Genomic DNA, 23,285 nt, shown 5'->3' with positions numbered 1-23,285 from the left:
TAACGAATGTGCCGAAAACGGCGCGAAAACATTCGTCGACAGATTGGGCGCTGTTTATCCCACCACTAGATCAGGAGCCACACCATGCTTGCCGCCGTCTGCTACGGCAGGAAAGATCTGCGGATCGAAGAAGTTGCCGACCAGCCGCTTGCCGCCGACGAAGTGCGCGTGCGGGTGGCCTTCGGTGGAATCTGCGGCTCGGACATGCACTATTTCCACCGTGGCGCCGTCGGTAACTTCGACATTCGCGAACCGCTCGTGCTGGGTCACGAGATTTCGGGTTGGGTGGTCGAGGCCGGTAGCGCGGCGTCGCATCTGCGGCCCGGCATGAAGGCCGCACTGGATCCGTCGCGCCCGTGCCTTGTTTGCGCACGCTGCCGCAACGGCGAGAACAACCTCTGCACGAACATGTTCTTTCTGGGCTCGGCAGGGCGTTTCCCGCATGTTCAGGGGGGCTTCTCGCAACACCTCGTTCTGCGTGCGGACCAGATCGTGCCGGTACCCGATGACACCGACCTGCTCAAGCTCTCGGTGGCCGAGCCGCTCTCGGTTGGACTGCACGCCGTGAATCGCGTGGGCAGTCTGTTCGGCAAGCGGGTGATCGTCACGGGTTCCGGGCCGATCGGTCTGTTGACTGTGTTGTCGGCGGTGAAGGCGGGGGCGGCGGAAGTCGTTGCGACCGATATTGAGGATGCCGCACTATCGGTGGCCCGCGAAAAAATGGGCGCTGCGCGCACGATCAACGTTCGAACGGATGCCGAAGGGCTCAAGCCATTCGAAGCCGATGGCGGCTATTTCGACGTGGCGTTCGAGGCGTCAGGCTCGCCGCAGGCGCTGAATTCGCTGTTTGGCGTCGTGAGGCGTGGCGGCGTGGTGGTCCAGGTCGGCATGCTGCCGCCAGGCGAAACGGCCACACCGGTCAATCTCCTGCAATCGCGCGAAATCAATCTGATCGGCTCGTTTCGGGCCAACAAGGAGTTTCGTCAGGCCGTGGATCTGATCGTGTCGGGCGAGGTCGATGTCAGCCCGATTTTGTCCGGCACCGTGGCGCTGCGCGACGCCGTGTCCGCATTCGAACGCGCGGGCGATCGCAGCCAGGTCGTCAAGCTCCATCTTGCCATCAGTGAGTAATGTCCATGATCACCCGCACCGCTGTTTTCGAAGGTCGCATCAAGCCAGGTTGTGAAGCGCGCTTTTTCGCCGAGGTACAAGAGCGACTCGTGCCGCTGTGGCAACAGTTCCCCAAGGCGAGCAACGTTCGTCTGCAACGCGTGCAAGACCGTGACGCCGACGCGCCTTCGATTGTGATGATCCAGCAAATCGACTATCCCTCTGTCGCCGACGTCGAAGCTGCGCTCGCTTCGCCTGTGCGCAGCCAGGCGCGCGCCGTCACGCTGGAGATTCTGGAAATGTTCGAGGGACGCTTTTATCACCTGATCAGTGGCGAAAACCTCGTCGCCGCAGCGGCATAACGGCAAGCCACCGTTTCTAATTTTTGCAGCAGGACGGGGATGGGACGCTCATGAGCACGCAGGGTGATGACGAAGAGGTGGCCATCAAGGCGGAGAAAGTCGGCAAGCGCACTAAAAGCACCAAGAGCGCGAGGCCGACGATTCGCGACGTCTCGCGTCTTGCGGGCGTATCGCGCATGACGGTGTCGCGCGTGATGGGCGAGCCCGAGCGCGTGTTGCCCGAGACGCGCGAGCGCGTCCTGCGTGCGATTGCGGATCTTGGCTACGTCCCTGACAAGGCGGCAGGCAGCCTGTCGAGCCGGCGTACCGGTTTTATCGCGCTGATTCTGCCGACGCTGACGAATGCGAACTTCTCGACGGTGGCGCATGGGTTGACCGAGGTGTTGCGCGAGGCGGACTATCACCTCCTCATCGCTTACACCGGCTACGACCAGGCCGAGGAGGACCGGCAGCTTGCCAGCCTGCTCGCCCGTCGGCCGGAGGCGATCATCCTGACGGGCGCCGTTCATAGCCGGGCGGCGTCGCGCATGCTGCTCTCGGCGGAAATTCCCGTGCTGGAAGCGGCGGATCTATCGGGGCGCCCGTTTCAACATGCCGTGGGTTTTTCCAACTACGAAGTGGGGCGCGTCGCGGCACGTCATCTGATTAGCCGCGGTTTCCGGCGCATCGGTGCGGTGGGGGCGGTTCAGGATGGTCAGGTTGGCGATTATCGCGGCGAGGAGCGTATTCGCGGTTTCGAAGACGAGCTGCGTATTTCCGGTCTGTCCACCGACCTGGTGTTGCGTCATGGCCGCGCGCCCGTTTCCTACGCTCACGGTGCGGCGGCGTTTCTGATCCTGCTCGAACGCGAGCCCGCGATCGAAGCGGTATTCGCTGTATCGGATCTTTCGGCGGTGGGCGTCATCATGGAGTGCCAGCGCCGCGGCATTGCCGTGCCCGCCGATCTTTCGGTGATGGGATTTGGCGACTTCGAAATTGGCCGCGGCATCAATCCGCCGCTGACGACAATCCATGTCGATTTTCATGCGCTCGGGCGTCGTGCAGGCTCCATCTTGCTGGATGTGCTCGCGGGCGATAACGAGCATGAGGCGCCGCACGTCGTGGACGTCGGCCTGACGCTTATTGAACGGGCTTCTGTAGGGAGAAAGGGATGAAGGTAGCGGTCATTGGCATTGGCGTGATGGGTTCCGCCATCGCCAGCCGGCTGGTGGAGGTGGGGACGCAGTTGCATGTTTTCGATCTTGCGCGCAGCAAGGTGGACGAGCTGGTTGCGCACGGCGCGACGGCGGCGGCTTCGCCGCACGACGCCACGGCCGCAGCGGACTTTGTGATCACCAGTCTCAACAATGCGGATACCGTGGAGCAGGCGGTCTTTGGCGAACATGGCGTCGCGGCGGCCGCAGGGCCGGACAAAGTGCTGATCGACATGTCGAGTATCGACCCGGCCCGCACGGCGCACATGGCGTCCCGCTTGCTGACGAAGACAGGCATGGGTTGGGTCGATGCACCGCTCTCCGGCGGCGCGCCGGCCGCGCGCAACGGCTCGCTGACCCTGATGATCGGCGGACTGGAAGAACATGTGCAACGCGCGTTGCCGGTGCTCGAAGAACTGTCGCGCAACCACACCCATCTTGGCGCGTCCGGTGCGGGACAGACGGTCAAGTTGATCAACCAGATCCTGTGCGCCAACTACTTCATGGCGGTCACCGAAGCGGTGCGCTTTGCCGAAGACAACGGCGTCGATCCCGCGCGCATTCCCGCCGCGCTCGCCGGAGGACGCGCGGATTCGCGCATCCTGCAGGAGTTCATGGCGAAGATGGCGCGCCGCGACTTCACGCCAACCGGCAGGATCGACAACATGCTGAAGGATCTCGAAACGATCGAGGCGGCATGTGCGACGAAATTGCCAGTGACAGGACAGATCACCGAACTGCATCGGGTTCTCGTCTCAGCGGGGTTAGGTGCAGCGGACAGTGCAGAGTACATCAAACTCTTCGATATTCTGGATTCCTGATTGCTATTGCAGCAAGACGGAAACATCGAAGGACATCATCGAACCGGATCGGTTAACTGGAGGAGAAGGCTAGTGAAGAAGCAATCGCTCAGAGCCCTGCTGTCGCAGGCGGATCACTGTATTTTGACGCCGTGCGTCTACGACGCCGCGTCGGCGCGCGCGGTCGAACTCGTGGGTTTCGAAGCCATGATGTTCAGCTCGGGGGAGTTTTCCTGCGCGGCGAACGGCCTTTTCGAATACGGGTTCAACAACGTCAGCGACGTCGAGTGGATGGTGAACCGCATCACCCAGACCTCGCCGCTGCCGCTGGCCGTCGATATCGAGGACGGCTATGGCGGCCCGCTGGCGGTCTATCGTGCGTGCAAGCGCATGGTGCGTGCTGGCGCCACCGCCATTCAGCTCGAAGATGGCGGTCACCCGGAGAATCCGCTGGAACTGCTGCCGCGCGAAGAATACCTGGCCAAGGTGCGCGCTGCGGTGGAAGCGCTGGAAGGCACGGACTGTCTGCTGATCGCACGCACCAACGCCGACCCGAAGACGCAACTCGACGAAGCGGTTCGCCGCTGCGTGGCCTCGCATGAACTGGGCGCGGAGATGACGACCGTCGTGCGCCTCTCGAATCTCGACGATGCGCGTTATGTCGGCGAACGCGTTCCGGGCTGGAAGATGTACCCGGATGCATCCGCCAAAAACGGTGTCGTGGATGTTTCGGTCGACGATGTCTACTCGCTCGGCTTTAACTTCATGACCATCCATTATCTGTTGAAGGCAGCGATGGACGGCATGCTCGAGCACGGTCTGAAGAACTTCCAGCAGCAAAACTGCCTCTACACGAACAGCAAGGTCGACGCCACCGGCATCCCGGGCGAGAGCGCTACGCCCCTGTTCGAACCGAATGCCTTCATGGCCTTCGAGGCGCGTTTCACGGGCGTGCAGAAGAACTACAAGATTGGCGATCACGAGATGGCGCCGTTCCCCGAGCATTTCGTGCAGACGCCTGTCAGCAAGCGTTTCTGAGCGAAACCGCGCGTTGTGACCTGGTGCGTAGAGAGAATCAAATGACCCGCATTCGATCAGTAGTGCTGATGGGCGTAAGCGGATGCGGTAAATCTACGCTGGCCAGGGCGCTCGCCGAACGGCTGGGCTGGCAATTCGTCGAAGGCGACGATTGCCACCCGCCGGAGAATATCCGGAAGATGTCGGCAGGCCTTGCGCTGACCGACGAGGATCGACAGCCTTTTCTGCGCAACGTCGCGCTAGCGATCCAGCACTACGAGCCGGGCGGAGTCGTTGCGTCCTGCTCGGCGCTCAAACGCCAATATCGGGACTCGATACGCTCGATATGCCACAGTGCGAGATTTGTCCTCCCGGTTCTGCCCCGGGAGGATCTTTTTGTCCGTCTTCAACGGCGCGCTGGCCACTTTATGCCGGCTTCGCTTGTTGACAGCCAGTTAGCGACGCTCGAAATGCCGGAAAACGCAGACGATGCGATCGTGATCGATGGTTCGCTTCCAACGCATGGACAGCTCGATCGGGTGATGGAATTGCTCGGTCTTGGCGCTGGGATGCGATAGGCGATAGGCGAACGTGCCCGGCGCGACGCGGCTTACTCACCCAGAATCCGTATCAACTTCGTCAGCGTGGCATTGAAGCGCTCTCGCTCCGCCGCGGGGAGTTCCCGGATGCCGTTCATGAAGCGAGAGGTTTCGATCACGCTATCGCGCGCCTGTTGCATCAAACTGCGTCCCTTTTCGGTCATCTCGACGTAGATGGTGCGCTTATCCGATGTAGACGGGGCGCGCACGATATATCCCTCCTGTTCGAGTCTTCCAAGGCGCCCGGTAATCGCGCCTGTTGTGACCATGCAGAGCTCGGCCAGATCGCTGGGACGCAAGCGATGCGGAGGAGGCTGTTGCGCCAGATGAGTCAGGACATCGACATCACCAACGCCGATATTGAACGGCTGAAGCGCGTCCTGAAGCGAGCGTTGATCGACGATAGAAAGGTGTCGCAGACGAATGGCGATGGCCACCGGTGTGATGTCTTCGCCCGGAAACTCCACCTCCAGTTGCTCAATGGCGTGTCTGAGTATTCGTTCCCGTTGTGAGGTCGCAGGTTTGTTCATGATTGGAATTCGGGCAACGCTCGGTCGACTGACGATGTCTGGATTGTGCGAATCATTTTAACTGCTCCGCTCCCGCCACGCGCCGAAACGACTAACCGGCGCGAAAAGACCGTGTCGCGCTGGACCGCCAAGGGGCCACGGGATAACCCCAGGACAGCGCGCTTTGACAGGAAAATATCTTAGCACTAAGATATCTCTAAAGGAATTCGGAGGCAGGCATGGAAACGGTCCACACGACTGAATTGACGACGTCTTCGCGCCGTACCGCGAGCGAGCCTCCGATCGACAAGCAGCATTTGAAGGACCTGTTCAGCCGTGTGCCCGCTGGCGTCGTGGTGGTCACCAGCAGGACCGCCGACGGAGACCTGGCGGGTGCCACCGTCAGCAGTTTCTCTTCACTCTCGTTTGAGCCGCCGCTGATTTCGCTGGCACTCTCACAACGCTCGAAAACGCTCTCGGCGATTGTGGGGCACGGGCACTTTGCGGTGCATGTCGTTGCCGACTCGCAGCGACACATCGCGATGTGGTTCGCCTCCGATGCAGCCAACAAATTCGACTCGGTCGACTATCAACTCACCACGAACGGCGTGCCGCTCCTGAAGCGCTTTGACACGGCACTACAGTGCAAGCTGGAGTCGGCACAGCCCGCTGGCGATCATCAACTCCTGATTGCACGCATTGTGCAGGTCGAATTGCTGGAGCAGGACTCGGCGCCGGTTGCCTGGTTGCGTCGCGGCTTTCATATGTGCGAGCAACTCCCCGCGCATGCATAGATACGCTCATTGAGCAGCGCCTCGCACAGAGCAATAAGTAAAGCGCCTGTGCCAGATTCTGGATAATGATTCGTTATGCAGATGAAATAGAAATTGCATCACGCCGCACGCGACGCTCAAAGAAACTGGAGATACTGAAATGCAATTCGATGCCGATGTCGCCATCGTGGGCTACGGACCGGTCGGCCAGGCCCTGGCGGCGGCGCTGCTCAGCCGCGGGCATCGCGTGCTCGTCCTCGAGCGTTGGCCGTCGCTGTATGCCTTGCCTCGTGCCGTGGTCTACGACCATGAAGCCGCGCGGATCTTGCAGTCGATCGGCGTTGCGGACGACATGCAGATGCATACGGCGCTCAGCCCCCGTTACGAGTGGCGTAACGGCCGCGGCGAGGTGCTCAAGGCATTCGACGGACTGGATCGTGGCGGGATCTCTGGTTGGCCCGAACGGACAAGCTTCAGTCAGCCGAGTCTCGAACAGGCGCTCGATCGAAAGGTGCGCTCATTCGGCGAGCGCGTGCGCATCCTGCAAGGCTGGCAGGTGGGCTCCCTCGTCGAGCAGGCCGACGGCGTCACCTTGTCCGCCGTGACGCCGGACGCCACTCCACGAGAAGCCCGCGCCTTCCGCACGAAGTATGTCGTGGGCTGTGACGGTGCGGGAAGCTTCGTTCGCGATGCGATGGGTGCGCGCTACGATGATCTGGGGTTTTCGGCGGACTGGCTGGTCGTCGACGTGTTGCCCACGAATCCAGCGGACTGCCCAAACGAACTGATTCAGTATTGCGATCCGGCTCGCCCCACGACCCATGTTTCGGGTGGCCCCGGGCGTCGCCGCTTCGAATTCATGCTGCTGCCCGGCGAAACCAAAGAGTCGATGAACCACGTCGACAACGCCTGGCAACTTCTCGCGTCGCACGGGTGGGACAAGTCGAATGCCATGATCGAGCGGCATGCTGTCTACACGTTTCGCGGTTGCGTGGCCGGCCAGTGGCGCAACGGCCGTCTGATGATCGCGGGCGACGCAGCGCACCTCACGCCGCCGTTTGCGGGGCAGGGACTGTGCGCAGGCTTGCGTGATGTCGCCGCGCTGGCTTGGCGACTCGACCTCGTACTCAAAGGTCTCGCCTATCCGCACGTGTTCAACTCCTATGCGATCGAACGCAAACCGCACGTGCGCCGCTTCATCGACTTCGCGATCGAGTTGGGCAAGGTGATCTGCGAGATCGATCCGGCCGATGCCGCGCGACGGGACGCGGCGCTGCTCGGGGCGGGCGCGCCCGCCGATGACCACTTCCCGCCGTCGACGCTGTCCTCGTCGGATTGCTTGCGCGCTGGCGACCCATTCGCGGGCGAGTTGTCCGTGCAGGGCCGCGTGCGCATCGGCGACGCGACGGGACGCTTCGATGACCTGGCGGGCAGTGGATTCACGCTGATCGCATGGGAGCATGATCCGCGCGCGGCGTTCACGGTTGCGCAGAACGCGTGGCTCGACCGCGCGGGCATCAAGGTCGTGACGGTGGGCGCGCAACAGATGGCCGCCGACGTCGATGGCACTTACGAGGCGTGGTTCGCGCAGCTTGGTTGCCGGGCCGTGCTCGTGCGCCCGGACTTCTACCTGTTCGGCGCGGGGGAGGCGCTGGAACTCGTGCGCGATCTACAGACCGCGTTCCACTGGGTCATGCCGGGCCACGCCGCGGGGGCGACGCGCAGCTTCTCCGGGCTGGTATCCGCGCATCTCGGATCGTGCCTGCATGCCAAGGTTGGCCCCACGGTGCTGAAAGGCTGGATGGCGGCCGCCAGGCCAGACGTTGCCGTGATCGACACGTCTTCCATCGAGAACAACGAGGCGGCTGCCTGTGCAGCAAGATAGCGGCGCGCGACATTGAGCCGTATCGGGCCTGAAAGCCCAAACCAAAGGGCCGGTACGCCTAAGCGCAGTGAGCCGACCCAACCGTGCGTGGCCCGTTCCGTTCCGGCACCCTCCTGTCTGTAGAGCAAAGCGAAACGTCTGCCGCCAGTTTCGTGCCGCCGTCAAGTCAATGGCCAGCGCGCCGCGATCTTCCGGTCCGCGCGCCCGACGATCCGCACAAGCTCGCCTGACTGCCTCTGCGCAAGCGTGATCAAGCGCTATGATCACGCTTGCTGCCATTCCTGAAGCCGAGATCAAGCCCGGTTTCGACGTGGGCTCCCGCGCCGGGCGCGAGGCTCGTGCAGGACGCTGAACCTCCCCAAAATGTTCGAAGCCGGGTTCTATTCCCTCATCAGCGGCAACAATCGCCCTATCGCAGAAGCCCGGCGGTAAGTTATCGTGTCGTTTTTTCAAGCAGCACGCGGAGCGTGGCACCCATGAGCATCCAGGATGAGGGTCCGGAAGTCGAAGTCAAGCCGGAGAAGGCCGGCAAGCGGACCAAAAGCGGCCGGCCGACGATTCGTGACGTCTCACGATTGGCGGGCGTCTCGCGCATGACGGTTTCCCGCGTGATGAGCGAACCGGACCGTGTTCTGCCGGCCACGCGCGAGCGCGTGCAGCGTGCGATTGCCGACCTCGGTTACGTGCCGGACAAGGCGGCGGGCAGCCTGTCGAGCCGACGCACCGGTTTTATCGCGCTGATCCTGCCGACGCTGACCAATGCCAATTTTTCGACGGTGGCGCACGGGCTGACGGAAGTGCTGCGCGAATCGGACTTTCATCTTCTGATTGGTTACACCGACTACGACCTGGCCGAAGAAGAGCGGCAACTCACCAGTCTGCTCGCGCGGCGGCCGGAGGCGATCGTTCTGGCCGGGACGACGCATAGTCGCGCGGCGTCGCGCATGCTGCTGTCGGCCGAGGTGCCGGTGCTGGAAATTGCCGACCTGTCGAGCCGTCCGCTTCAGCACGCGGTGGGTTTCTCCAACTACGAAGTGGGTCGCGTGGCGGCACGCCATCTGATCGGCCGAGGCTTCCAGAGGATCGGCGCCGTTGGCCCGGCGCAGGAAGGTCCGGCCCGCGACTATCGGGGCGAAGAGCGAATCCGCGGTTTCGAGGAAGAGTTGCGCCTTTCAGGCTTTCCGACCGATCTGGTCCTGCGCCACGGCAGCCCCCCGATCTCCTACGACCACGGCGCGGCGGCAATTGGCTTGTTGCTGGAGCGTGACCCGTCGATCGACGCGGTGTTTGCCGTATCCGATCTCCCGGCGGTCGGGATCATCATGGAGTGTCAGCGACGCGGTATCGCTGTGCCCAGCGAGCTTGCTGTCATGGGCTTTGGCGACTTCGAGATCGCGCGCGTAACGAATCCGCCTCTGACAACGATCCACGTCGATTTTCACGCGTTGGGTCGGCGCGCGGGCGCGATCCTGCTCGATGTCTTGTCGGACGATGAAGCCGAGGAAGCGCTGCACGTCGTCGACGTGGGCTTGTCGATCATCGAACGGGGTTCGGTCGGGCGCAAAGTATGACCGCAGCGGGGATCGGCGTCGGCGTGATGGACCGACGTCGCGTCCCGGCGTCCGGTTTGACTCAGGGAAGGCCCACTCGTCGATTCCGTTAGCGCCTATTCACAGTGCGGCGCGATGTTCAGGAGTGCTGGCCACTGCCGGCTCCAGTCGCTATCGTGCGCCATGCCAGGAACCGTGCGCACGCTCACGCAGCGCCCGCCCGCCGCGGTGGCGAAACGGCGCGCGACCTCGGGCGTGACGACGCTGTCGGCGTCGCTATTGAAGTGAATCTGCGCAATCGTCGCGACGCGCGCCGCGAAATCGACGGGGTTGAGTGAATCGGGCATCGCGGAGACACCGTGCGTGCGATTGATGTACTCGTCGTCGAGATTGCCGGCGACGGTGCGCAGCGACGCGACGTCGCTGCGTTGCGCGGCCACCAGCACGGCGATCGCGCCGCCTCCAGAAAAACCGGTCAGATTGAGACGCTGCCCCGGCACGCGCGCCGCGATCTGGTCGATCGCATCGTCGATCGATGCCACCACCTCTGGCGCGAAACGCTTGCCGGTCCACCAGTCAATCGAACAGCGCGGGTTGAGCGCCATCGGCGTGAACTGGCAGGGGCGCGCGAGATAGACGACGTTGGGACCGGGGTCGGTGGCGGCGAGCGCGAGACCGGTCGCCTCGCGCGGCGTTGGATCGAGCGAGGGCTCGCTGCGCGAGAGCCACGCGAGGCCATCGCCTTCGATGTAGACGTCGATGGGCTGGTCGGCGCGCGTGATGCGTGTCCACGCGGTAAGGACGAATTGTGGTGTGGTGATCTGCTCGCGTGCGAGCGCGGCCGGTGCGGCTAGCGCATCGGCGTGCGCGCCCCGATCGAACTGGGCGCACGCGGCCAACTGGAGAGCCGCGCCCACCAGTGCGCTGAGCGTGAACAGCGCGCAGCGGCGCAGCGGGCGAGGAATGCGTTTCGTGAGGCTCATGGTGCGGTGTGAAGCTCAGTGGAGCGACGCGTATCGGTTACGACGCGCGTGAGATCGGCGGCCAGCGCCTGCATGACGCTATCCCAATCGCCGCGACGCGGCTGGCGGTAAAGCCGCATCGACGGATACCACGGGCTGTCGTCGCGACCTAGCAGCCAGCGCCAATCGGGGACGAACGGCAGCATGACCCAGACGGGCCGGCCCAGCGCACCGGCCAGGTGGACCGGCGACGAGTCGACCGAGATCAGCAGGTCGACCACGGTGAGGATCGCGGCCGTATCTTCGAAGTCGCGAATCTCGTCGCTCAGCGCGAGCAGCGGCATGCCTGCGGGCGGCGTGCTTGCCTGCGCTTCGGCGGGCCCCTTCTGGATCGACACGAAACTCGCGCCCGTTGACTCAAGCGGCGCAAGACGTGCGAGCGGCAGCGAGCGGTTCGCGTCATTGCCATGAGTCGGGCGGCCCGCCCAAACGAGCGCGACGAGCGGGCGCGGCAGATCCGCAAGGCGCGCGCGCCAGTGCGCGACGCGTTCGGGATCGGCGCTTAGATAAGGCGTCTCGCAGGGAAGATCGGCGAGCTTGAGTTGCATCGCCATCGGCAGGCTCATCATTTCGCAATGCTGATCAAACGCGGGCGGCAGCTCGCCGCGCACCACCAGCGCGTCATAGCCTTTGATGCGGCGTGCGAGCGGCAGCGCCTCGGCATTGACTTCCAGCACCACGCGCGCGCCGCTGCGCGCCTTCGCCCAAGGCACCATGCGCATGAACTGGAAGGTGTCGCCGTAGCCTTGTTCGTCGTGGATCAGCAGCGTTTTGCCCGGGAGCGGCTGGCCATCCCAGCGCGGCAGTTGCACTTTGCGTTCGAAACGCGTGGTGTGCGCGAGGCTGTAACGGTAACGGTACTCACGCCAGCCGCGCTCGAATTCGCCGAGCAGGAGCAGCGTTTCGGCGAGGTCGAAGCGCAGCGGATAGTCGCCGGGCAGGTTCGCGACCAGCATTTCCTGGATCGTCCGGGTGGCGGCGAGCTTGCCCTGAGGACGCAACGCATGGGCGAGCAGGCGCCACAGACGCAGCGGCCCGGTGCCCGAGGCGAGCGACGGCGCGAGCAAGGCCTCGGCCTCCTCGAAGCGGCCCGCTGCAAGCAGCTTCTGCGCGGCTTGTTCCAGGGCCGAGAGCGCGGCGATATCGACGCTGGCGGCCGTCATGCGCTGGCTCCCGGCTGTCCCACGCCCGCCGCCGCTGGATCGGCGACGAGACCTGTGCGCTTGAGCCGATTGGCGGCATCGACATGCGCGGCGGAACGCTCTGCATCGCCCAGATCGCGCCAGGCCTTGCCGAGCGCGCCGCGCGCCGCGATATGTTCGGCGCGCGGACGTTTTGTGCCCTCGGCGACAACAGCCTCCAGCCTGACGATATCCGCTTCGTCGGCGCGGGTGAATTGATGGAGGTCGGCGCGGCCAGCGAGGGCCAGCACCGAGCCCGGAAATTCGGCGAGCGTCTGTTCGTAGACCGCCAGCGCTTCGTCCTTGCGGTCCGCGTCGAGCAGCAGCGCGGCGCGGCCGAGCAGCGCGCGTTCGCGCACCGCGCCGGGCAGTTCCACCGCGCGCGCGTAAGCGTCCAGGGCGGGCTCCGTGCGGCCGAGCGAATGCAGCGCGAGTGCGAGTGTGAAGTGCGCGTCGGCGTGCTCCGGGATCAGCGCGAGCGCGTCGCGCGCGATGGCGTACGCCTCATCGTAGCGACCGAACTGGCGCAGCACCTTGGCGCGCGCGAGTAGTCCGCCCGGATGACGCGGCGCGAAGGCGCCGAGCATGTCGAGCGCGCGCAGCGCGGCGTGGGCGTCGCGGCGCGCGCTTTCGACTTCGGCGAGATTGAGGTAGGCGTCGATCAGATGCGGATCGAGATCGATCGCGAGACGGGCTTCGGCGGCCGCCTCGTCGAGGCGTCCCTGCGTCGAGAGCAGAAACGCGAGATTGCTGTGCGCCTGCGCATAGGACGGTTTGCGCGCGAGCGCTTCGCGGTAGCAGGCTTCGGCCAGGTCGAAACGCGCCAGCCTGCGCCACGTATTGCCGAGGTTGTTGCGCGCTTCGGCGGAGTAGGGCTGGAGCGCGACGACGCGTTCGAGACAGCTACGGCTTTCTTCGAAGCGGCCGGCTTCCTGGAGCACGATGCCGAGGTTGTTCCAGGCGGCGGCGAGCGTGGCGTCCAGCGCGACGGCGCGGCGCGCGGCCTCCTCGGCGTCGGCGAGACGGCCGCGCTGGCGGCACATTTCGGCGAGATTGGCGTGGTAGCCGGCGCTTGCACGCGGCGCGCGGCAGGCGGCCTGAACGTGCTCGATCGCGAGGTCGAGGTTGCCGTAGGCGTGGGCCATGAGGCCCAGCAGATGCAGCGCATCGGGCTGGCCCGGCCAGGCGGATAGCACACGCTGGCACAACTGTTCGGCCTGGGCGGCTTGCCCTGCGTTCCAGTGGGCGTGCGCGCGCGCGAGCACCTCGGCGAGCGTCAGGGTAGGGGCAGTACTGGGTTCCGGCATGCGCGGTGTCGAATTCGTGGCAAACAGTGCCGGGGTTGAAACTGCGGCCAGCCGGCCGCGCGCCATCAAGGCGGCGCGGCCGGCTGGCCAAAGGGCTAGCGCGACATCAGAAGCGCTGCTGCACGCGCAGGATGCCGGTATTCGAAATGAACCCGGACCCGGCTTGCAGCTCATAGCGTGCGGACAAGCTCATGTTGTTCGCGCGCACGAGCGTCACGCCGATCGAGATATCGGCGAGATTCGAGATCGGCGAGGCGGCGAGCGTCGTGAACGCGGTTTCGCCGGTCGTGTCTGCCGCGAAGCTCGCGCTCGTGGTCTGGCGAGTGCGATTGTAGTCGTGCACCCACTGCGCGCGCAGTTCCGGCACGAGTTCGCCGTACGAGGTCGAGAAGGACTTCTCGAGCTTCGCACCCAGCGCGCTACGCACCGAATTCGAGTGCTCGCTGCCGATCGTCAGCGCCGCGCCGTTGCCGCCCGTTTCCGTGTAGCCGGCTTCGTTCAGGTAGCTATACGTGAGGCTCGCGAGCGGGGTCAGCGTCATGCCCGCAATGGCGAGAGGCCAGCCGGTCTCCGCGCGCGCCACGTACTGCTGACCGCTGAAGCTGCCGTCGGCGACGCCGCTGTAGCCCGTCATCGTCACGGCGCGGGTGGTGTCGAAGTGCTGCAAGGTCGCCGCACCCGAGAGGTTCACGTACCACGGTTCGCCCGAGAAGCTGGCATAGCCGATCAACCCGTAGGCGTTCACGCCCGCGCTGTCGCCCGAGTCGCTGCCGTTGAAATCGATCGCCGTGTGCGAGTAGTCGAACGCCGCGCCCACGCGCCACTTGTCGCCGAAGCTGCGGTCGGCGCCGATCAGCAGGCCGCCGTAGTTCGCGCTGTAGCCGTCGGTGTTGTCGCGTTCGTCCTGGCTCGCGTGGCCGCCGAATGCCTGTGCCCAGGTGGTCCAGTGCGTCGGGCTGTCGCCGGTCGAGAGGCCGGTAGCGCCCGAGGAGTGGGCGATACGCAGCGCGTCGATGTGCGCGCCGACCACGCCCATGGCATCGAGCGTGGCGGCGGAGCCCGCGTACTGCGTCTGGAGCGGCCCGAGTTGCTTGCCGAGCTGGTTGGCGCTGCTGCTCGAACCGTCGGAGAGCGAGGAGATGGCAGCGTCGTAGAGATTCAGAAGCGCCGCGTTGCTCACGCCGGTATAGCCGAGCAGACCCGTGAGCGCGCGCTCGGCGTTGGCCTGCGTCGCGACCTTCGCATAGTCGGTCGTCGAGGTGCTGGACGAGCCGCTGCTGCTTGAGCCTGACGAATCGCCGCCGCCGGACGTCGTGGTCGTGCCGACGCTGTCGACGGTGACGACGAGATCGGTGTGACCGTCCGTCGTCGTGACCGAGGTGCCGGTCAAGGTGGCGGTGACGCCCGCGATCGAATAGTTGAGCGTGCTCTCGTTATAGGTGCCGGTGCCGGTTGCGTCGACCACCACGAAGCGCTGGCCCGCGGCGAAGCTGTAGCCGCCCGTCGTGCTCTTGAGCTCGACCGACGAACCCGAGGCGATGGTGGCGTCGCCCGACACGACCAGGCGGCCGTAGCCGGTGTCGGTGAGGCTGCCCGTGGTCGTCGCGCCGCTCGACACGCCGATCAGCAGCGTGGCCGCCTGGCCTTGCGAATAGTTGCCGGTGATGGTCGTGATGCCGTCGACTTCGAGTGTCGCGCTGTTGTTGTAGACCGTGTTGCTGCCGACGTCGATCGAGTCGTTGAGCAGCAGGTTGCCCGAGTCGAACACCAGGTCGGCGTTCTCGCTCGTGATCGTGCCGCTCGTATCGTCGTAACCCGTGAGCGTGCCGAAGATCGTGCCGGTGCCGCCGCTGATCGTGAGCGTGTTGGTCGACGCGTTCAGGATGTTGCCGGCGATCACGCCCGAGTTTGTGATCGAGCCGATCGAGCCGCCTTCGGTGTTGTCGATCGCGTAGCCGCTGCCGGTGATCGTGCCGCTATTGTTGATCGAGCCGATTGTGGCGGCGTTGTAGACACCGTAGTCGCCCGTGATCACGCCGCTGTTGTCGATCGTGCCGATGCCCCCCCCGTTTTCGATGCCCGCGACGTAGCTGCTCCACGTGCCTTCATTGCTGATCGAATCGATCGTGCCGTAGTTGAGCAGGCCGACCTGGCCGCTAATCGTGCCGGTGTTGCCAAGCGTGCCGATCGAGCCTTCGTTGTCGATGGCGTACTCGGTGGCGGTGATCGCGCCGCTGTTGCTGAGCGAGCCGATGGTGCCACCGGTGTAGATGCCCTCCTCGCCGGTGATCGTGCCGCTGTTGTCGATCGTGTCGATCGAGCCGATGTTGTAGATGCCGTCAGTGCTGCCGTTGATCGTGCCGCTGTTGCTGAGCGTGCCGAGCGTGCCTTGATTGTCGACGCCGAACGCGCTGCCACTGATCAGCGCGGTATTGCTGATCGAATCGATCGTGCCGGTGGTGCCGTTGATGATGCCGACATAGCCGGAGATCTCGCCGCTGTTGTCGATCGTGCCGATCGTGCCGACGTTATAGACGCCGTAGGAGGCGGTGCTGAGCGTGCCGGCGATGGTCCCGCTATTGTCGATCGTGCCGATCGAGCTGCTGACGGTGCCGTTATAGATGCCGTACTCGGCGCCTTCCATCAGGCCGGTGTTGCTGATCGATCCGATGATGCCGGGCGTATTGTCGATCGCCGCGAAGGTGCTGCCGTTGATCGTGCCCGCGTTGCTGATCGAGTCGATCGTGCCGGTGTTGCGAATGCCAGTGTTGTGCGCATAGATGGTTGCGCCCGCTTCGTTCACGATCGACGTAATCGAGCCGCCTTCGTTCCAGACACCCGAGTTGTTGTTCGCAGTGAAGGTGCCCTGGTTGTCGATCGTGCCGATGGTGCCCAGGTTGAGCACACCGTAGTTGCCGGTGAGCTGGAGGGTGTTGGTGAGCACGCCGATCGTGCCGGTGTTGTACACCGCATAGAGTGAACCGACGATGCTGCCATTGTTGGTGATCGCGTCGATTTCACCTTCGTTGTCGATGCCCGAATACGCCGTGCCGTTCATCAGGCCGCTGTTGACGATCGAGGCGATGGTGCTGCCGCTGTCGTTGTAGAGGCCGTAGGAGGTGCCGGAAATGGTCCCGTTGTTCGTGAGCGTGCCGATGGTGCCATCGGTTTCGGCGCCGATCGTCGTGCCGCTGTATGTCGTGCCCGCGTCGATCGTCGGGCTGTCCGAGGTGTATGTCACGGCCGCAGCTGTCACTGCGTACGCGCTGGACGCCGCCATGAGCATCACGCCCGCCGACACCGCCAGCGAGAGCGCGTTGAGCGCCGGACGCCACACGCTTGCCGCTGCATTCACCATCGTGCCGTTCGACGTCGAGCGCTGGCCTTGCCGCTTTGCCAGTTCGGATACTGCTTGCCACGTCCCCTGACTTGCATTCCAGATGACGTTGTAGGTCTGATTCATTGTTCGATTTCCCCGTCTTATACGTTGCACTCGCTCCGGGCGCGACGAAAACGACCGGAGCGAAGCGGAATGGGTCTGCTATTCCGCCAGGGGATTTATCGGCGTTAACAATCGGAAATTAAGTATTAATTTTGTGGAAAGATCCTGATTTTCCTTTCCTTAACTTACGCAAAGGTTTGCGCGGATGTTTTTATAAAAAGGGTATGATCGTGTTAATTAAAAAAGGCGGGAAAGGCCGATGGGACAAGGGTTTGGGGAAAGGAACGGAAAGATTTAAGGCAGGTAAGTTAGCCGGGAAGTGGATTTGTCTGATTAAAGACTCTTGCGTCTTTAATACGGCATATTTCGCGGTTTGATGCGGGCGGAGATACGCCGGTTCAGAAAGCGATAGCAATCCCGAACATGGCGACAAATTGATTATTCGTGGAAGACGGCGTGGTGTTTTGCGAATCGCCGACGATAGGCAGCGCATTGACAATATCGCCCGCTCCGCTCGCGCCGAGCGTTTTTCCCGACGCATGTTGATACGCCTGTAGCGTGTAAAGCGTCGCCCGCTTGGACTGGTGGTACATCTCGCGCAGGGAAACCTGCTGATAGCGGGCAGCATCCTGAATGCCATTGGCCGACGACGCGCGCGTGTAGCTGTAGCCGCCGGAAACTTCGAACGGAGCGTTGATGCGATAGTTGCCAACTCGCTCCTGCGCAAGCGCAGATGCCAATCAGTCAATCGCATCTGCGCCTGTCGTGAGTTCCACTAATAGAACGTCCGTGTCTTTATTCGCTTCGAGCGAAACAGCGGATTCGTCGCGAATGACTGCTCCTTCGCGTGCTTCAAGCCGGACATCGCCGACATTGACAGCGCCATGGTCGGTCACGAGGTACGCCACGGTGGAGGCGGGCAACGGATAGACAATGCGCGTGCTCTCGCGCAATGTCGCGAGGCGCACGCGTGCATTCGCATTGATCGGCAACGCGCCCGCACCAATATCGTTGGGGTCTGCGCTGGCCAGCGTCACGAATTTCCCTTCGCGGCTCGCCTGCGAGCAACAACGCGCGGCCCAGCGCGCCGCGCCGCCCATCGTCCGTGGCGTGAGCCAAAGTTGAAACAGCCTTGCCGGCACAGCTTCTGCATTGCGCTCGGCATGATGCACGCCCGCGCCCGCGCTCATGACCTGCAAGGATCCAGCCACGAGGCGTGCCTGATTGCCCGCATCATCCTCGTGCGTGATGGCGCCTGAACGTACCCACGTCACGATCTCGACATTGCGATGCGGATGAAGGCCAAAGCCCGAATGAGGCGCAAACTCATCGTCGTTCAGTACATGTAATGCGCCCAGCGGCGCATGGTCCGCCCGGCCAATATTGCCGACGCGAAAATGCAGGCGTGCCTTGAGCCAGTCGCTCGACACCGCGCCGAGCGACGCAAAAGGGCGATGTTCGATCACGTTAGATCTCCTTCGAATTGGGCGGATGCGGTGAGTTCAAGTTGAACCGCATCCGCCCGTCTTTGCGTATCCGCACTCAGACCTGCTGCTGGCCGCCATCGACGAACAGTTCCGTGCCGTTCACGAAGCTCGACTCGTCCGAGGCGAGGAACAAGGCGGCATTCGCGATTTCCTCCGGTTCGCCCAGACGTCCCAGCGGGATTTGCGAGGCGAGGTAATCGGCCAGACCTTGCTGCTGTGCGGCATCCGGACCGGCGAGGTCGAGCAGGCCGGGCGTGCGCGTCGCGCCCGGGCTGAGCGTGTTCACGCGGATCTGGCGATCCTTCAGATCGAGAATCCAGCTACGGGCAAAGTTGCGCACCGCAGCCTTCGAGGCCGAATACACACTGAATGCCGCCGTGCCTCCGCTGCCTGCCGTCGAGCCGGTCAGGATCACCGACGCGCCCTTGCTGAGCAGCGGCAGCGCCTTTTGCACCGTGAACAGCACGCCCTTGACGTTGCGATCGAAGGTGTCGTCGAAGTGGGCTTCGGTGACGTCGCCGAGTGGGAGCATCGAGCCGCCGCCGGCATTGGCGAACAGCACGTCCAGACGGCCTTGTTCTTCGCGGATCTGGGCGTACAGGGCGTCGAGTTCGACGGGCTTCGACGAATCGACGCGCACGCCGGTGGCGCTGCCGCCCGCTTCGGTGATCGACTTCACGGCGGCTTCGAGTTCGGCCGGCCGGCGGCCGGTGATATACACGTGCGCGCCTTCGGCGGCGAAGCGACGGGCGCTGGCGAGGCCAATGCCGCTGGTGGCGCCGGTGACGAGGGCGATCTTGTTGTCGAGTCTGCGTGCCATGGTGATGCTCCTTTTTCTATCGATGAGGGAAGACGTCGGTGACTGCGTTCGGTGCTTCGTTTCGTGCTTTGTTTCGTGTTGCTTGCTGCGATGTGTGAAGAATATCGACGCTCCGATCTTTTCGAAATAGAATGGATCGCAAACCAACGTTGCAAAAATGAAATGATGAGTGCTTATGTCGAAGCTGCCTGATTTCGAAGGACTCGCGATGTTCGCCAAGGTCGCCGAGGAGGGCTCGTTTGCCGCCGCAGCGCGCACGATGGGCGTGTCGGTCGCCACGGTGTCGCGCGGAGTCGCGCGCCTGGAGGACCGGCTGGGTGCGCGCCTCTTGAACCGTACGTCGCGCCAGCTCGCGCTGACGGAGTTCGGGCGGACGATCTGCGAGAGAGCCGGCGAGCTTTATCGCCAGGCCGAGGAGGCCGAGAGCGCGGCGCGCGAGATGTCGGTGCAGCCGCGCGGGCTGGTGCGGCTGGCGGTGCCGATGTCGTTCGGCCTGCGCTGGGTCGCGCCGCTGCTGCCGGGCTTCTTCCGTGCATGGCCTGAAGTCTCGATCGACCTGCATCTATCAGATGCGATGGTCGATCTGGTCGCCGATGGTTTCGACGCGGCGCTGCGCATCGCCGCGCTGCCGGATTCGTCGCTCGTCGCGCGGCGGCTGTGCGGCGTGACGCAATACGTCGTGGCGTCGCCAGCGTATCTGGAGCGCGAGGGGCGACCCTCGCATCCGCGCGAACTGGCCGAGCGGCCTTGCCTCTCGTACGCGTACCGCGCGCGCAGCGACGTCTGGCGCTTCACGAACGACGCGGGCGAGGAGGAGCCGGTGATGCCGAGCGGCCCGCTGCGCGTGACGAACTCCGACGCCTTGCTGCCCACGCTGCTCGACGGCCTGGCTATTGCCGAACTGCCTGAGTTCATCGCGGGCGAATATCTGGCCGATGGGCGGCTCGAAGCGATCCTGACCGACTGGTCGCTCACCCGAGGCGGGCTCTACTTCGTCACGCCGTCGGCGCGCGCGCGGCCCGCGAAGGTCAGCGTGCTGTCCGATTACTTCGCCGAGCACCTGGCTGATCCTTCATGGCGTTGGCCGAAATAACGCGCTGATCTATCCGTGAGCATCCCCATCATTGCATTTCTGCAATGATGGGTTTCAAACACTTCTATTTCGTAAAGACGGGCGGGTCCGTATTCTCCTTTCCATCGGCTGCACGACGTTTCACCCGGGCGCCACTCAACCACCTATGGAAAGGAGAATCACGATGACCACGCAGACCGCCGCCTTCAATCCCGACACCCAAACCGCCGCCTTCCTCGACGTGCTGAATAGCGCGCAAGGTCCGGCAATCGAAACGCTCGCACCCGCCGCAGCTCGCGAAGTGCTGGCCGGCGCGCAGCGCGGTGTGGCGGTCGATGTATCGGGGATCGACGTCACGCAGCGCACGATCGAGCAGGACGGCATCACGGTGCCGCTCACCGTCGTCAAACCGCAGAACGCATCGGGCGTCCTGCCGGTCTTCATGTTCTTCCACGGCGGCGGATGGATTCTGGGCGACTACGCGACGCACGAGCGTCTCGTGCGCGACCTCGTCGTGCAGTCCGGCGCCGCGGCGGTCTTCGTCAACTACACGCCGTCGCCCGAGGCGCGCTATCCGGTCGCGATCAACGAGGCGTACGCCGCAACGAAGTGGGTCGCCGCGCACGGCGAGGAAATCGGCGTCGATGGCGCGCGGCTCGCGGTGGTGGGCAATAGCGTCGGCGGCAACATGGCGGCGGTCGTGAGCCAGATGGCGAAGGACCGGCATGGTCCGGCGATCCGCTTCCAGGGCCTCATGTGGCCAGTCACGGATCACGACTTCGACAACGCTTCCTACGAGGCTTTCGCGAACGGCTATTTCCTGAGCCGCGACATGATGAAGTGGTTCTGGAATGCCTATACGCCCAATGAGGCCGAGCGCAATCAACGCTATGCGTCGCCGTTGCGTGCCTCGATCGACGAACTCAAGGGCTTGCCGCCCGCGCTCATCCAGACGGCGCAATTCGATGTGCTGCGCGACGAAGGCGAAGCCTACGGTCATCGGCTCGATCTCGCGGGCAACGACGTGACGACCACGCAGTACAAGGGAACGATTCACGATTTCGGCCTGCTCAACGCGCTCGCCGCCGATGTGCCCACGCGCGCCGCCACGAAGCAACTGGCCAATGAATTGAAAACGCGTCTGCAATAACGTGCCGCTGCCATTAATCCATTTCACTCATCTTTTATCGAGTCAATCATGAAAAACGCCACGCAACTGCTGTCCGCCTACCTTGAATCGATCCGCAATCCGCGCGCGGCCGCCGAGCTGTTCGCCGATGACGGCGTGCTGGAATTACCGTATCTGAAGTCGCTCGGTATCGACGGGCGGGCGCAGGGACCCGAGCAGATTGAAGGTTTTATCGCTTCGCTATTGGCGAAGGTGCCGGATTTCGAATTCAGGAATACGCGATTCCTGATTGAGACACCGGAGCAGGCTTTCGGCGAATATGAAGTCGAGGCGCTGGTGCCATCGACCGGGAAAATCTATCGGCAGATGTATGCCGGGCGGCTCGTGGCGCGCGACGGCAAGATTGCGCTGTTGCGTGAGTCACTGGATACGGTGGCGGCGGCCAATGCGTTCGCACCGAGCGATGATGGGCATTGAGTATTAGCTGCCCGTTGTTTCGGGGAAGTCACTCGGCCGGGTTCCTCAATGGCTGGTCCCGGCCGTCTGTCGATTGTCTTTGCCGTCGTCCCGTCCGGGATCAGAACCCCGGCAGCATGGCAGTCTGCGGAACGGACTCCTGTTCCCTGGTCGCGATCGCCTTCTCGTGCTCCAGCAGCCAACGCTTGCGATGCACGCCCCAGGCATAGCCCTTGAGGTCGCCGTTGCTGGCGATGACGCGATGGCACGGCACGATGATGGCGATCGGGTTGGCGCCGTTGGCCGCGCCGATGGCGATGGCCGCGCGCGGGTCGTCGAAGCCCAGTTCCCTGGCCAGCTTGCCGTAGGTCGTGGTCGTGTTCGCCGGGATACGGCGCAGCGCGGCCCAGACCCGGCGCTGTAACTCCGAACCGGCGGTTGCCGTGCACAGCGCGTTCAACACCTCCCATTCACCGTCGAAATAACGTGCCAGGGCATCGGCAACCTCCGCCGGGGCCGGAGCCTCGACAAGTTCCGTCTCGCCGTAGTGCTCGCGCAGGCCGCGATGCAGCCGCGCCTTGTGGTCGGCGAAATCGAGCGCACGCACAGCCTGCTGCGCATCGGTGACGAGCAGCATGGCGCCCAGCGGCGAATCCAGTTGGCTCATGACAAGCTTCATGATGCACTCCTTATTGATTGGGGCGAATGGCTTTTCCCTCGCCTGTCGAACAGGAAGGCGGCAGGCCTGAAACTCCGCTCGTTGCGATCGAATGATGCAAATCCAGTTGCTGGACTACGGCAGAAAGATAAAACGACTGGGATCGCTTGACGTCCTGATTCTTGCTTTTTAAAAATCAGCATCGATGAAGCGAATCAGAAATCGTCACAAGCTTTCATTGACGATCCCGCACGCCTTGCGCCGAACTCATGAAGTTGACGCTGATTCGCGCCTCCTCGATGTCCGGCTCCTTGGGCACACAATGCACCCAGTCCTGTTGGGATCGCCCACCCATCACGACCAGGTCGCCGGAGGAGGGTTTAAAGGTCATGGATTTGCCGCCTTTTATCGGCTTGATCAGGAACCGTCGGGTCGTTCCGAGCGTCAGGACGGGTACGACGCAATCGAGCTTCTGGCATGAGCGATGGTCGCGGTGCCAGCCGGTGCTGTCCTGTCCATTGCGATAGAGATTCATCCACAAGCCATCGTAAGCCACGCCGTAGTGACTTGAGAGCGCGCGAACGGCCTGCAGCAGGCCGTTCTCCGATACATCACCCAGGTCTTGATAAACCGCGGTCATGCGCGGCTCGCGAAACACCTTGTTGAACATTCGCCGATCATGTTCGAGCCACGAAACGCTGTTGCGCAGCTGCTCGAAGAACAGGCGAGCTCCCGACATCCAGCCGGGCACAACTTCAACCCAGGAATGCGTGTCGAGAGCGAAACGCGTCGCCGTCCGGAACGATGTGTCGATAGAGAAGTGCGTGTTGCTGCTGTCGCCGAATAAATCGCTCTGCGCAGGTGCGGGATGCTGGATTGGTGTGAGTGTATTCATCGCGAGTTTCGACCACGT

The 23,285-nt window shown here is 63.6% G+C and carries 22 protein-coding genes; 12 read left to right on the top strand and 10 right to left on the bottom strand.

The window, feature by feature from the left end; translation table 11 throughout:
* Positions 1-84 precede the first annotated feature (84 nt).
* The 6 genes from U5782_RS24670 to U5782_RS24645 all read left to right on the top strand — a co-directional run bounded on the left by U5782_RS24670 (position 85) and on the right by U5782_RS24645 (position 5,060).
* Positions 85-1,131: an L-idonate 5-dehydrogenase gene (locus U5782_RS24670; RefSeq protein ID WP_322046508.1), complete on the top strand. Its 1,047-nt coding sequence runs from the start codon at positions 85-87 to the stop codon at positions 1,129-1,131.
* A gap of 5 nt (positions 1,132-1,136) precedes the next feature.
* Positions 1,137-1,472 carry a hypothetical protein gene (locus U5782_RS24665; RefSeq protein WP_322046507.1) on the top strand — a complete coding sequence of 112 codons (336 nt, stop codon included), beginning with the start codon at positions 1,137-1,139 and terminating at the stop codon, positions 1,470-1,472.
* A 50-nt stretch (positions 1,473-1,522) separates the two neighbouring features.
* On the top strand, positions 1,523-2,626 hold the full coding sequence (locus U5782_RS24660; RefSeq protein ID WP_415914402.1) for a LacI family DNA-binding transcriptional regulator: 1,104 nt from the start codon (positions 1,523-1,525) through the stop codon (positions 2,624-2,626).
* Positions 2,623-3,486, top strand: coding sequence for an NAD(P)-dependent oxidoreductase (locus U5782_RS24655; protein WP_322046506.1), 864 nt, complete (start codon positions 2,623-2,625; stop codon positions 3,484-3,486). Before U5782_RS24660 ends, U5782_RS24655 begins: the two co-directional genes overlap by 4 nt.
* Positions 3,487-3,558: 72 nt before the next feature.
* Entirely contained in the window at positions 3,559-4,503 is a 945-nt protein-coding gene (locus tag U5782_RS24650) for an isocitrate lyase/PEP mutase family protein (protein WP_322046505.1), read from the top strand.
* Between the two features lie 41 nt (positions 4,504-4,544).
* Positions 4,545-5,060: a gluconokinase gene (locus U5782_RS24645; RefSeq protein ID WP_322046504.1), complete on the top strand. Its 516-nt coding sequence runs from the start codon at positions 4,545-4,547 to the stop codon at positions 5,058-5,060.
* Between the two features lie 32 nt (positions 5,061-5,092).
* On the opposite strand, the gene U5782_RS24640 is transcribed toward U5782_RS24645, so the two are convergent.
* Positions 5,093-5,611 (bottom strand): MarR family transcriptional regulator, encoded by a 519-nt coding sequence (locus tag U5782_RS24640; RefSeq protein WP_322046503.1) that lies wholly within the window; start codon positions 5,609-5,611, stop codon positions 5,093-5,095.
* A 218-nt stretch (positions 5,612-5,829) separates the two neighbouring features.
* Between U5782_RS24640 and U5782_RS24635 the strand changes: the two genes are divergently transcribed.
* From U5782_RS24635 to U5782_RS24625, 3 genes are all read left to right on the top strand, one after another.
* Positions 5,830-6,384 (top strand): flavin reductase family protein, encoded by a 555-nt coding sequence (locus tag U5782_RS24635; protein ID WP_322046502.1) that lies wholly within the window; start codon positions 5,830-5,832, stop codon positions 6,382-6,384.
* 139 nt (positions 6,385-6,523) lie between these two features.
* Positions 6,524-8,248: a bifunctional 3-(3-hydroxy-phenyl)propionate/3-hydroxycinnamic acid hydroxylase gene (locus U5782_RS24630; RefSeq protein ID WP_322046501.1), complete on the top strand. Its 1,725-nt coding sequence runs from the start codon at positions 6,524-6,526 to the stop codon at positions 8,246-8,248.
* 476 nt (positions 8,249-8,724) lie between these two features.
* Positions 8,725-9,819, top strand: coding sequence for a LacI family DNA-binding transcriptional regulator (locus tag U5782_RS24625; RefSeq protein WP_322046500.1), 1,095 nt, complete (start codon positions 8,725-8,727; stop codon positions 9,817-9,819).
* 95 nt (positions 9,820-9,914) lie between these two features.
* Here the strand turns inward: U5782_RS24625 and U5782_RS24620 are convergent, their stop codons facing one another.
* The 7 genes from U5782_RS24620 to U5782_RS24590 form a co-directional block, all read right to left on the bottom strand.
* Complete coding sequence (locus U5782_RS24620) at positions 9,915-10,781, bottom strand: alpha/beta hydrolase (RefSeq protein WP_322046499.1); 867 nt, start codon at positions 10,779-10,781, stop codon at positions 9,915-9,917.
* Entirely contained in the window at positions 10,778-11,983 is a 1,206-nt protein-coding gene (locus U5782_RS24615; RefSeq protein WP_322046498.1) for a glycosyl transferase family 8, read from the bottom strand. The genes U5782_RS24620 and U5782_RS24615 overlap by 4 nt, the downstream gene beginning before the upstream one ends.
* Positions 11,980-13,308 (bottom strand): tetratricopeptide repeat protein, encoded by a 1,329-nt coding sequence (locus tag U5782_RS24610; protein ID WP_322046497.1) that lies wholly within the window; start codon positions 13,306-13,308, stop codon positions 11,980-11,982. Before U5782_RS24610 ends, U5782_RS24615 begins: the two co-directional genes overlap by 4 nt.
* 106 nt (positions 13,309-13,414) lie before the next feature.
* The gene (locus U5782_RS24605; protein WP_322046496.1) at positions 13,415-16,771 is read right to left on the bottom strand and encodes an autotransporter domain-containing protein; all 3,357 of its coding nucleotides are present in this window, start codon (positions 16,769-16,771) and stop codon (positions 13,415-13,417) included.
* A 377-nt stretch (positions 16,772-17,148) separates the two neighbouring features.
* Positions 17,149-17,490: a hypothetical protein gene (locus U5782_RS24600; RefSeq protein WP_415914401.1), complete on the bottom strand. Its 342-nt coding sequence runs from the start codon at positions 17,488-17,490 to the stop codon at positions 17,149-17,151.
* A complete protein-coding gene (locus U5782_RS24595; protein WP_322046495.1) occupies positions 17,491-18,216 on the bottom strand; it encodes a pirin family protein in 726 nt (241 codons plus the stop codon).
* Between the two features lie 76 nt (positions 18,217-18,292).
* Complete coding sequence (locus tag U5782_RS24590) at positions 18,293-19,057, bottom strand: glucose 1-dehydrogenase (protein WP_322046494.1); 765 nt, start codon at positions 19,055-19,057, stop codon at positions 18,293-18,295.
* 175 nt (positions 19,058-19,232) lie between these two features.
* On the opposite strand from U5782_RS24590, the gene U5782_RS24585 reads away from it, so the two are divergent.
* From U5782_RS24585 to U5782_RS24575, 3 genes are all read left to right on the top strand, one after another.
* Positions 19,233-20,150, top strand: a complete 918-nt coding sequence (locus tag U5782_RS24585) for a LysR family transcriptional regulator (protein WP_322046493.1) — start codon at positions 19,233-19,235, stop codon at positions 20,148-20,150.
* Between the two features lie 163 nt (positions 20,151-20,313).
* A complete protein-coding gene (locus tag U5782_RS24580; RefSeq protein WP_322046492.1) occupies positions 20,314-21,279 on the top strand; it encodes an alpha/beta hydrolase in 966 nt (321 codons plus the stop codon).
* A gap of 48 nt (positions 21,280-21,327) precedes the next feature.
* Positions 21,328-21,735, top strand: coding sequence for a nuclear transport factor 2 family protein (locus tag U5782_RS24575; protein ID WP_322046491.1), 408 nt, complete (start codon positions 21,328-21,330; stop codon positions 21,733-21,735).
* A gap of 100 nt (positions 21,736-21,835) precedes the next feature.
* Here U5782_RS24575 and U5782_RS24570 read toward each other — a convergent pair whose 3' ends face one another.
* Positions 21,836-22,393 (bottom strand): methylated-DNA--[protein]-cysteine S-methyltransferase, encoded by a 558-nt coding sequence (locus U5782_RS24570; RefSeq protein ID WP_322046490.1) that lies wholly within the window; start codon positions 22,391-22,393, stop codon positions 21,836-21,838.
* Between the two features lie 214 nt (positions 22,394-22,607).
* Complete coding sequence (locus U5782_RS24565) at positions 22,608-23,267, bottom strand: alpha-ketoglutarate-dependent dioxygenase AlkB (protein WP_322046489.1); 660 nt, start codon at positions 23,265-23,267, stop codon at positions 22,608-22,610.
* Positions 23,268-23,285 lie beyond the last annotated feature (18 nt).

This window comes from Paraburkholderia sp. J67, from assembly GCF_905220265.1.
Taxonomy (GTDB): domain Bacteria; phylum Pseudomonadota; class Gammaproteobacteria; order Burkholderiales; family Burkholderiaceae; genus Paraburkholderia.
Note: the sequence above shows the minus strand (reverse complement) of the source record. Positions and strands in the feature narration are given on the sequence as shown.

Coding starts and splice junctions, on each gene's coding strand:
- U5782_RS24615 (WP_322046498.1), bottom strand. CDS start 11,983: ATGACGGCCGCCAGCGTCGATATCGCCGCGCTCTCGGCCCTGGAACAA.
- U5782_RS24620 (WP_322046499.1), bottom strand. CDS start 10,781: ATGAGCCTCACGAAACGCATTCCTCGCCCGCTGCGCCGCTGCGCGCTG.
- U5782_RS24585 (WP_322046493.1), top strand. CDS start 19,233: ATGTCGAAGCTGCCTGATTTCGAAGGACTCGCGATGTTCGCCAAGGTC.
- U5782_RS24635 (WP_322046502.1), top strand. CDS start 5,830: ATGGAAACGGTCCACACGACTGAATTGACGACGTCTTCGCGCCGTACC.
- U5782_RS24655 (WP_322046506.1), top strand. CDS start 2,623: ATGAAGGTAGCGGTCATTGGCATTGGCGTGATGGGTTCCGCCATCGCC.
- U5782_RS24640 (WP_322046503.1), bottom strand. CDS start 5,611: ATGAACAAACCTGCGACCTCACAACGGGAACGAATACTCAGACACGCC.
- U5782_RS24570 (WP_322046490.1), bottom strand. CDS start 22,393: ATGAAGCTTGTCATGAGCCAACTGGATTCGCCGCTGGGCGCCATGCTG.
- U5782_RS24630 (WP_322046501.1), top strand. CDS start 6,524: ATGCAATTCGATGCCGATGTCGCCATCGTGGGCTACGGACCGGTCGGC.
- U5782_RS24610 (WP_322046497.1), bottom strand. CDS start 13,308: ATGCCGGAACCCAGTACTGCCCCTACCCTGACGCTCGCCGAGGTGCTC.
- U5782_RS24590 (WP_322046494.1), bottom strand. CDS start 19,057: ATGGCACGCAGACTCGACAACAAGATCGCCCTCGTCACCGGCGCCACC.
- U5782_RS24565 (WP_322046489.1), bottom strand. CDS start 23,267: ATGAATACACTCACACCAATCCAGCATCCCGCACCTGCGCAGAGCGAT.
- U5782_RS24665 (WP_322046507.1), top strand. CDS start 1,137: ATGATCACCCGCACCGCTGTTTTCGAAGGTCGCATCAAGCCAGGTTGT.
- U5782_RS24580 (WP_322046492.1), top strand. CDS start 20,314: ATGACCACGCAGACCGCCGCCTTCAATCCCGACACCCAAACCGCCGCC.
- U5782_RS24645 (WP_322046504.1), top strand. CDS start 4,545: ATGACCCGCATTCGATCAGTAGTGCTGATGGGCGTAAGCGGATGCGGT.
- U5782_RS24670 (WP_322046508.1), top strand. CDS start 85: ATGCTTGCCGCCGTCTGCTACGGCAGGAAAGATCTGCGGATCGAAGAA.
- U5782_RS24605 (WP_322046496.1), bottom strand. CDS start 16,771: ATGAATCAGACCTACAACGTCATCTGGAATGCAAGTCAGGGGACGTGG.
- U5782_RS24660 (WP_415914402.1), top strand. CDS start 1,523: ATGAGCACGCAGGGTGATGACGAAGAGGTGGCCATCAAGGCGGAGAAA.
- U5782_RS24625 (WP_322046500.1), top strand. CDS start 8,725: ATGAGCATCCAGGATGAGGGTCCGGAAGTCGAAGTCAAGCCGGAGAAG.
- U5782_RS24575 (WP_322046491.1), top strand. CDS start 21,328: ATGAAAAACGCCACGCAACTGCTGTCCGCCTACCTTGAATCGATCCGC.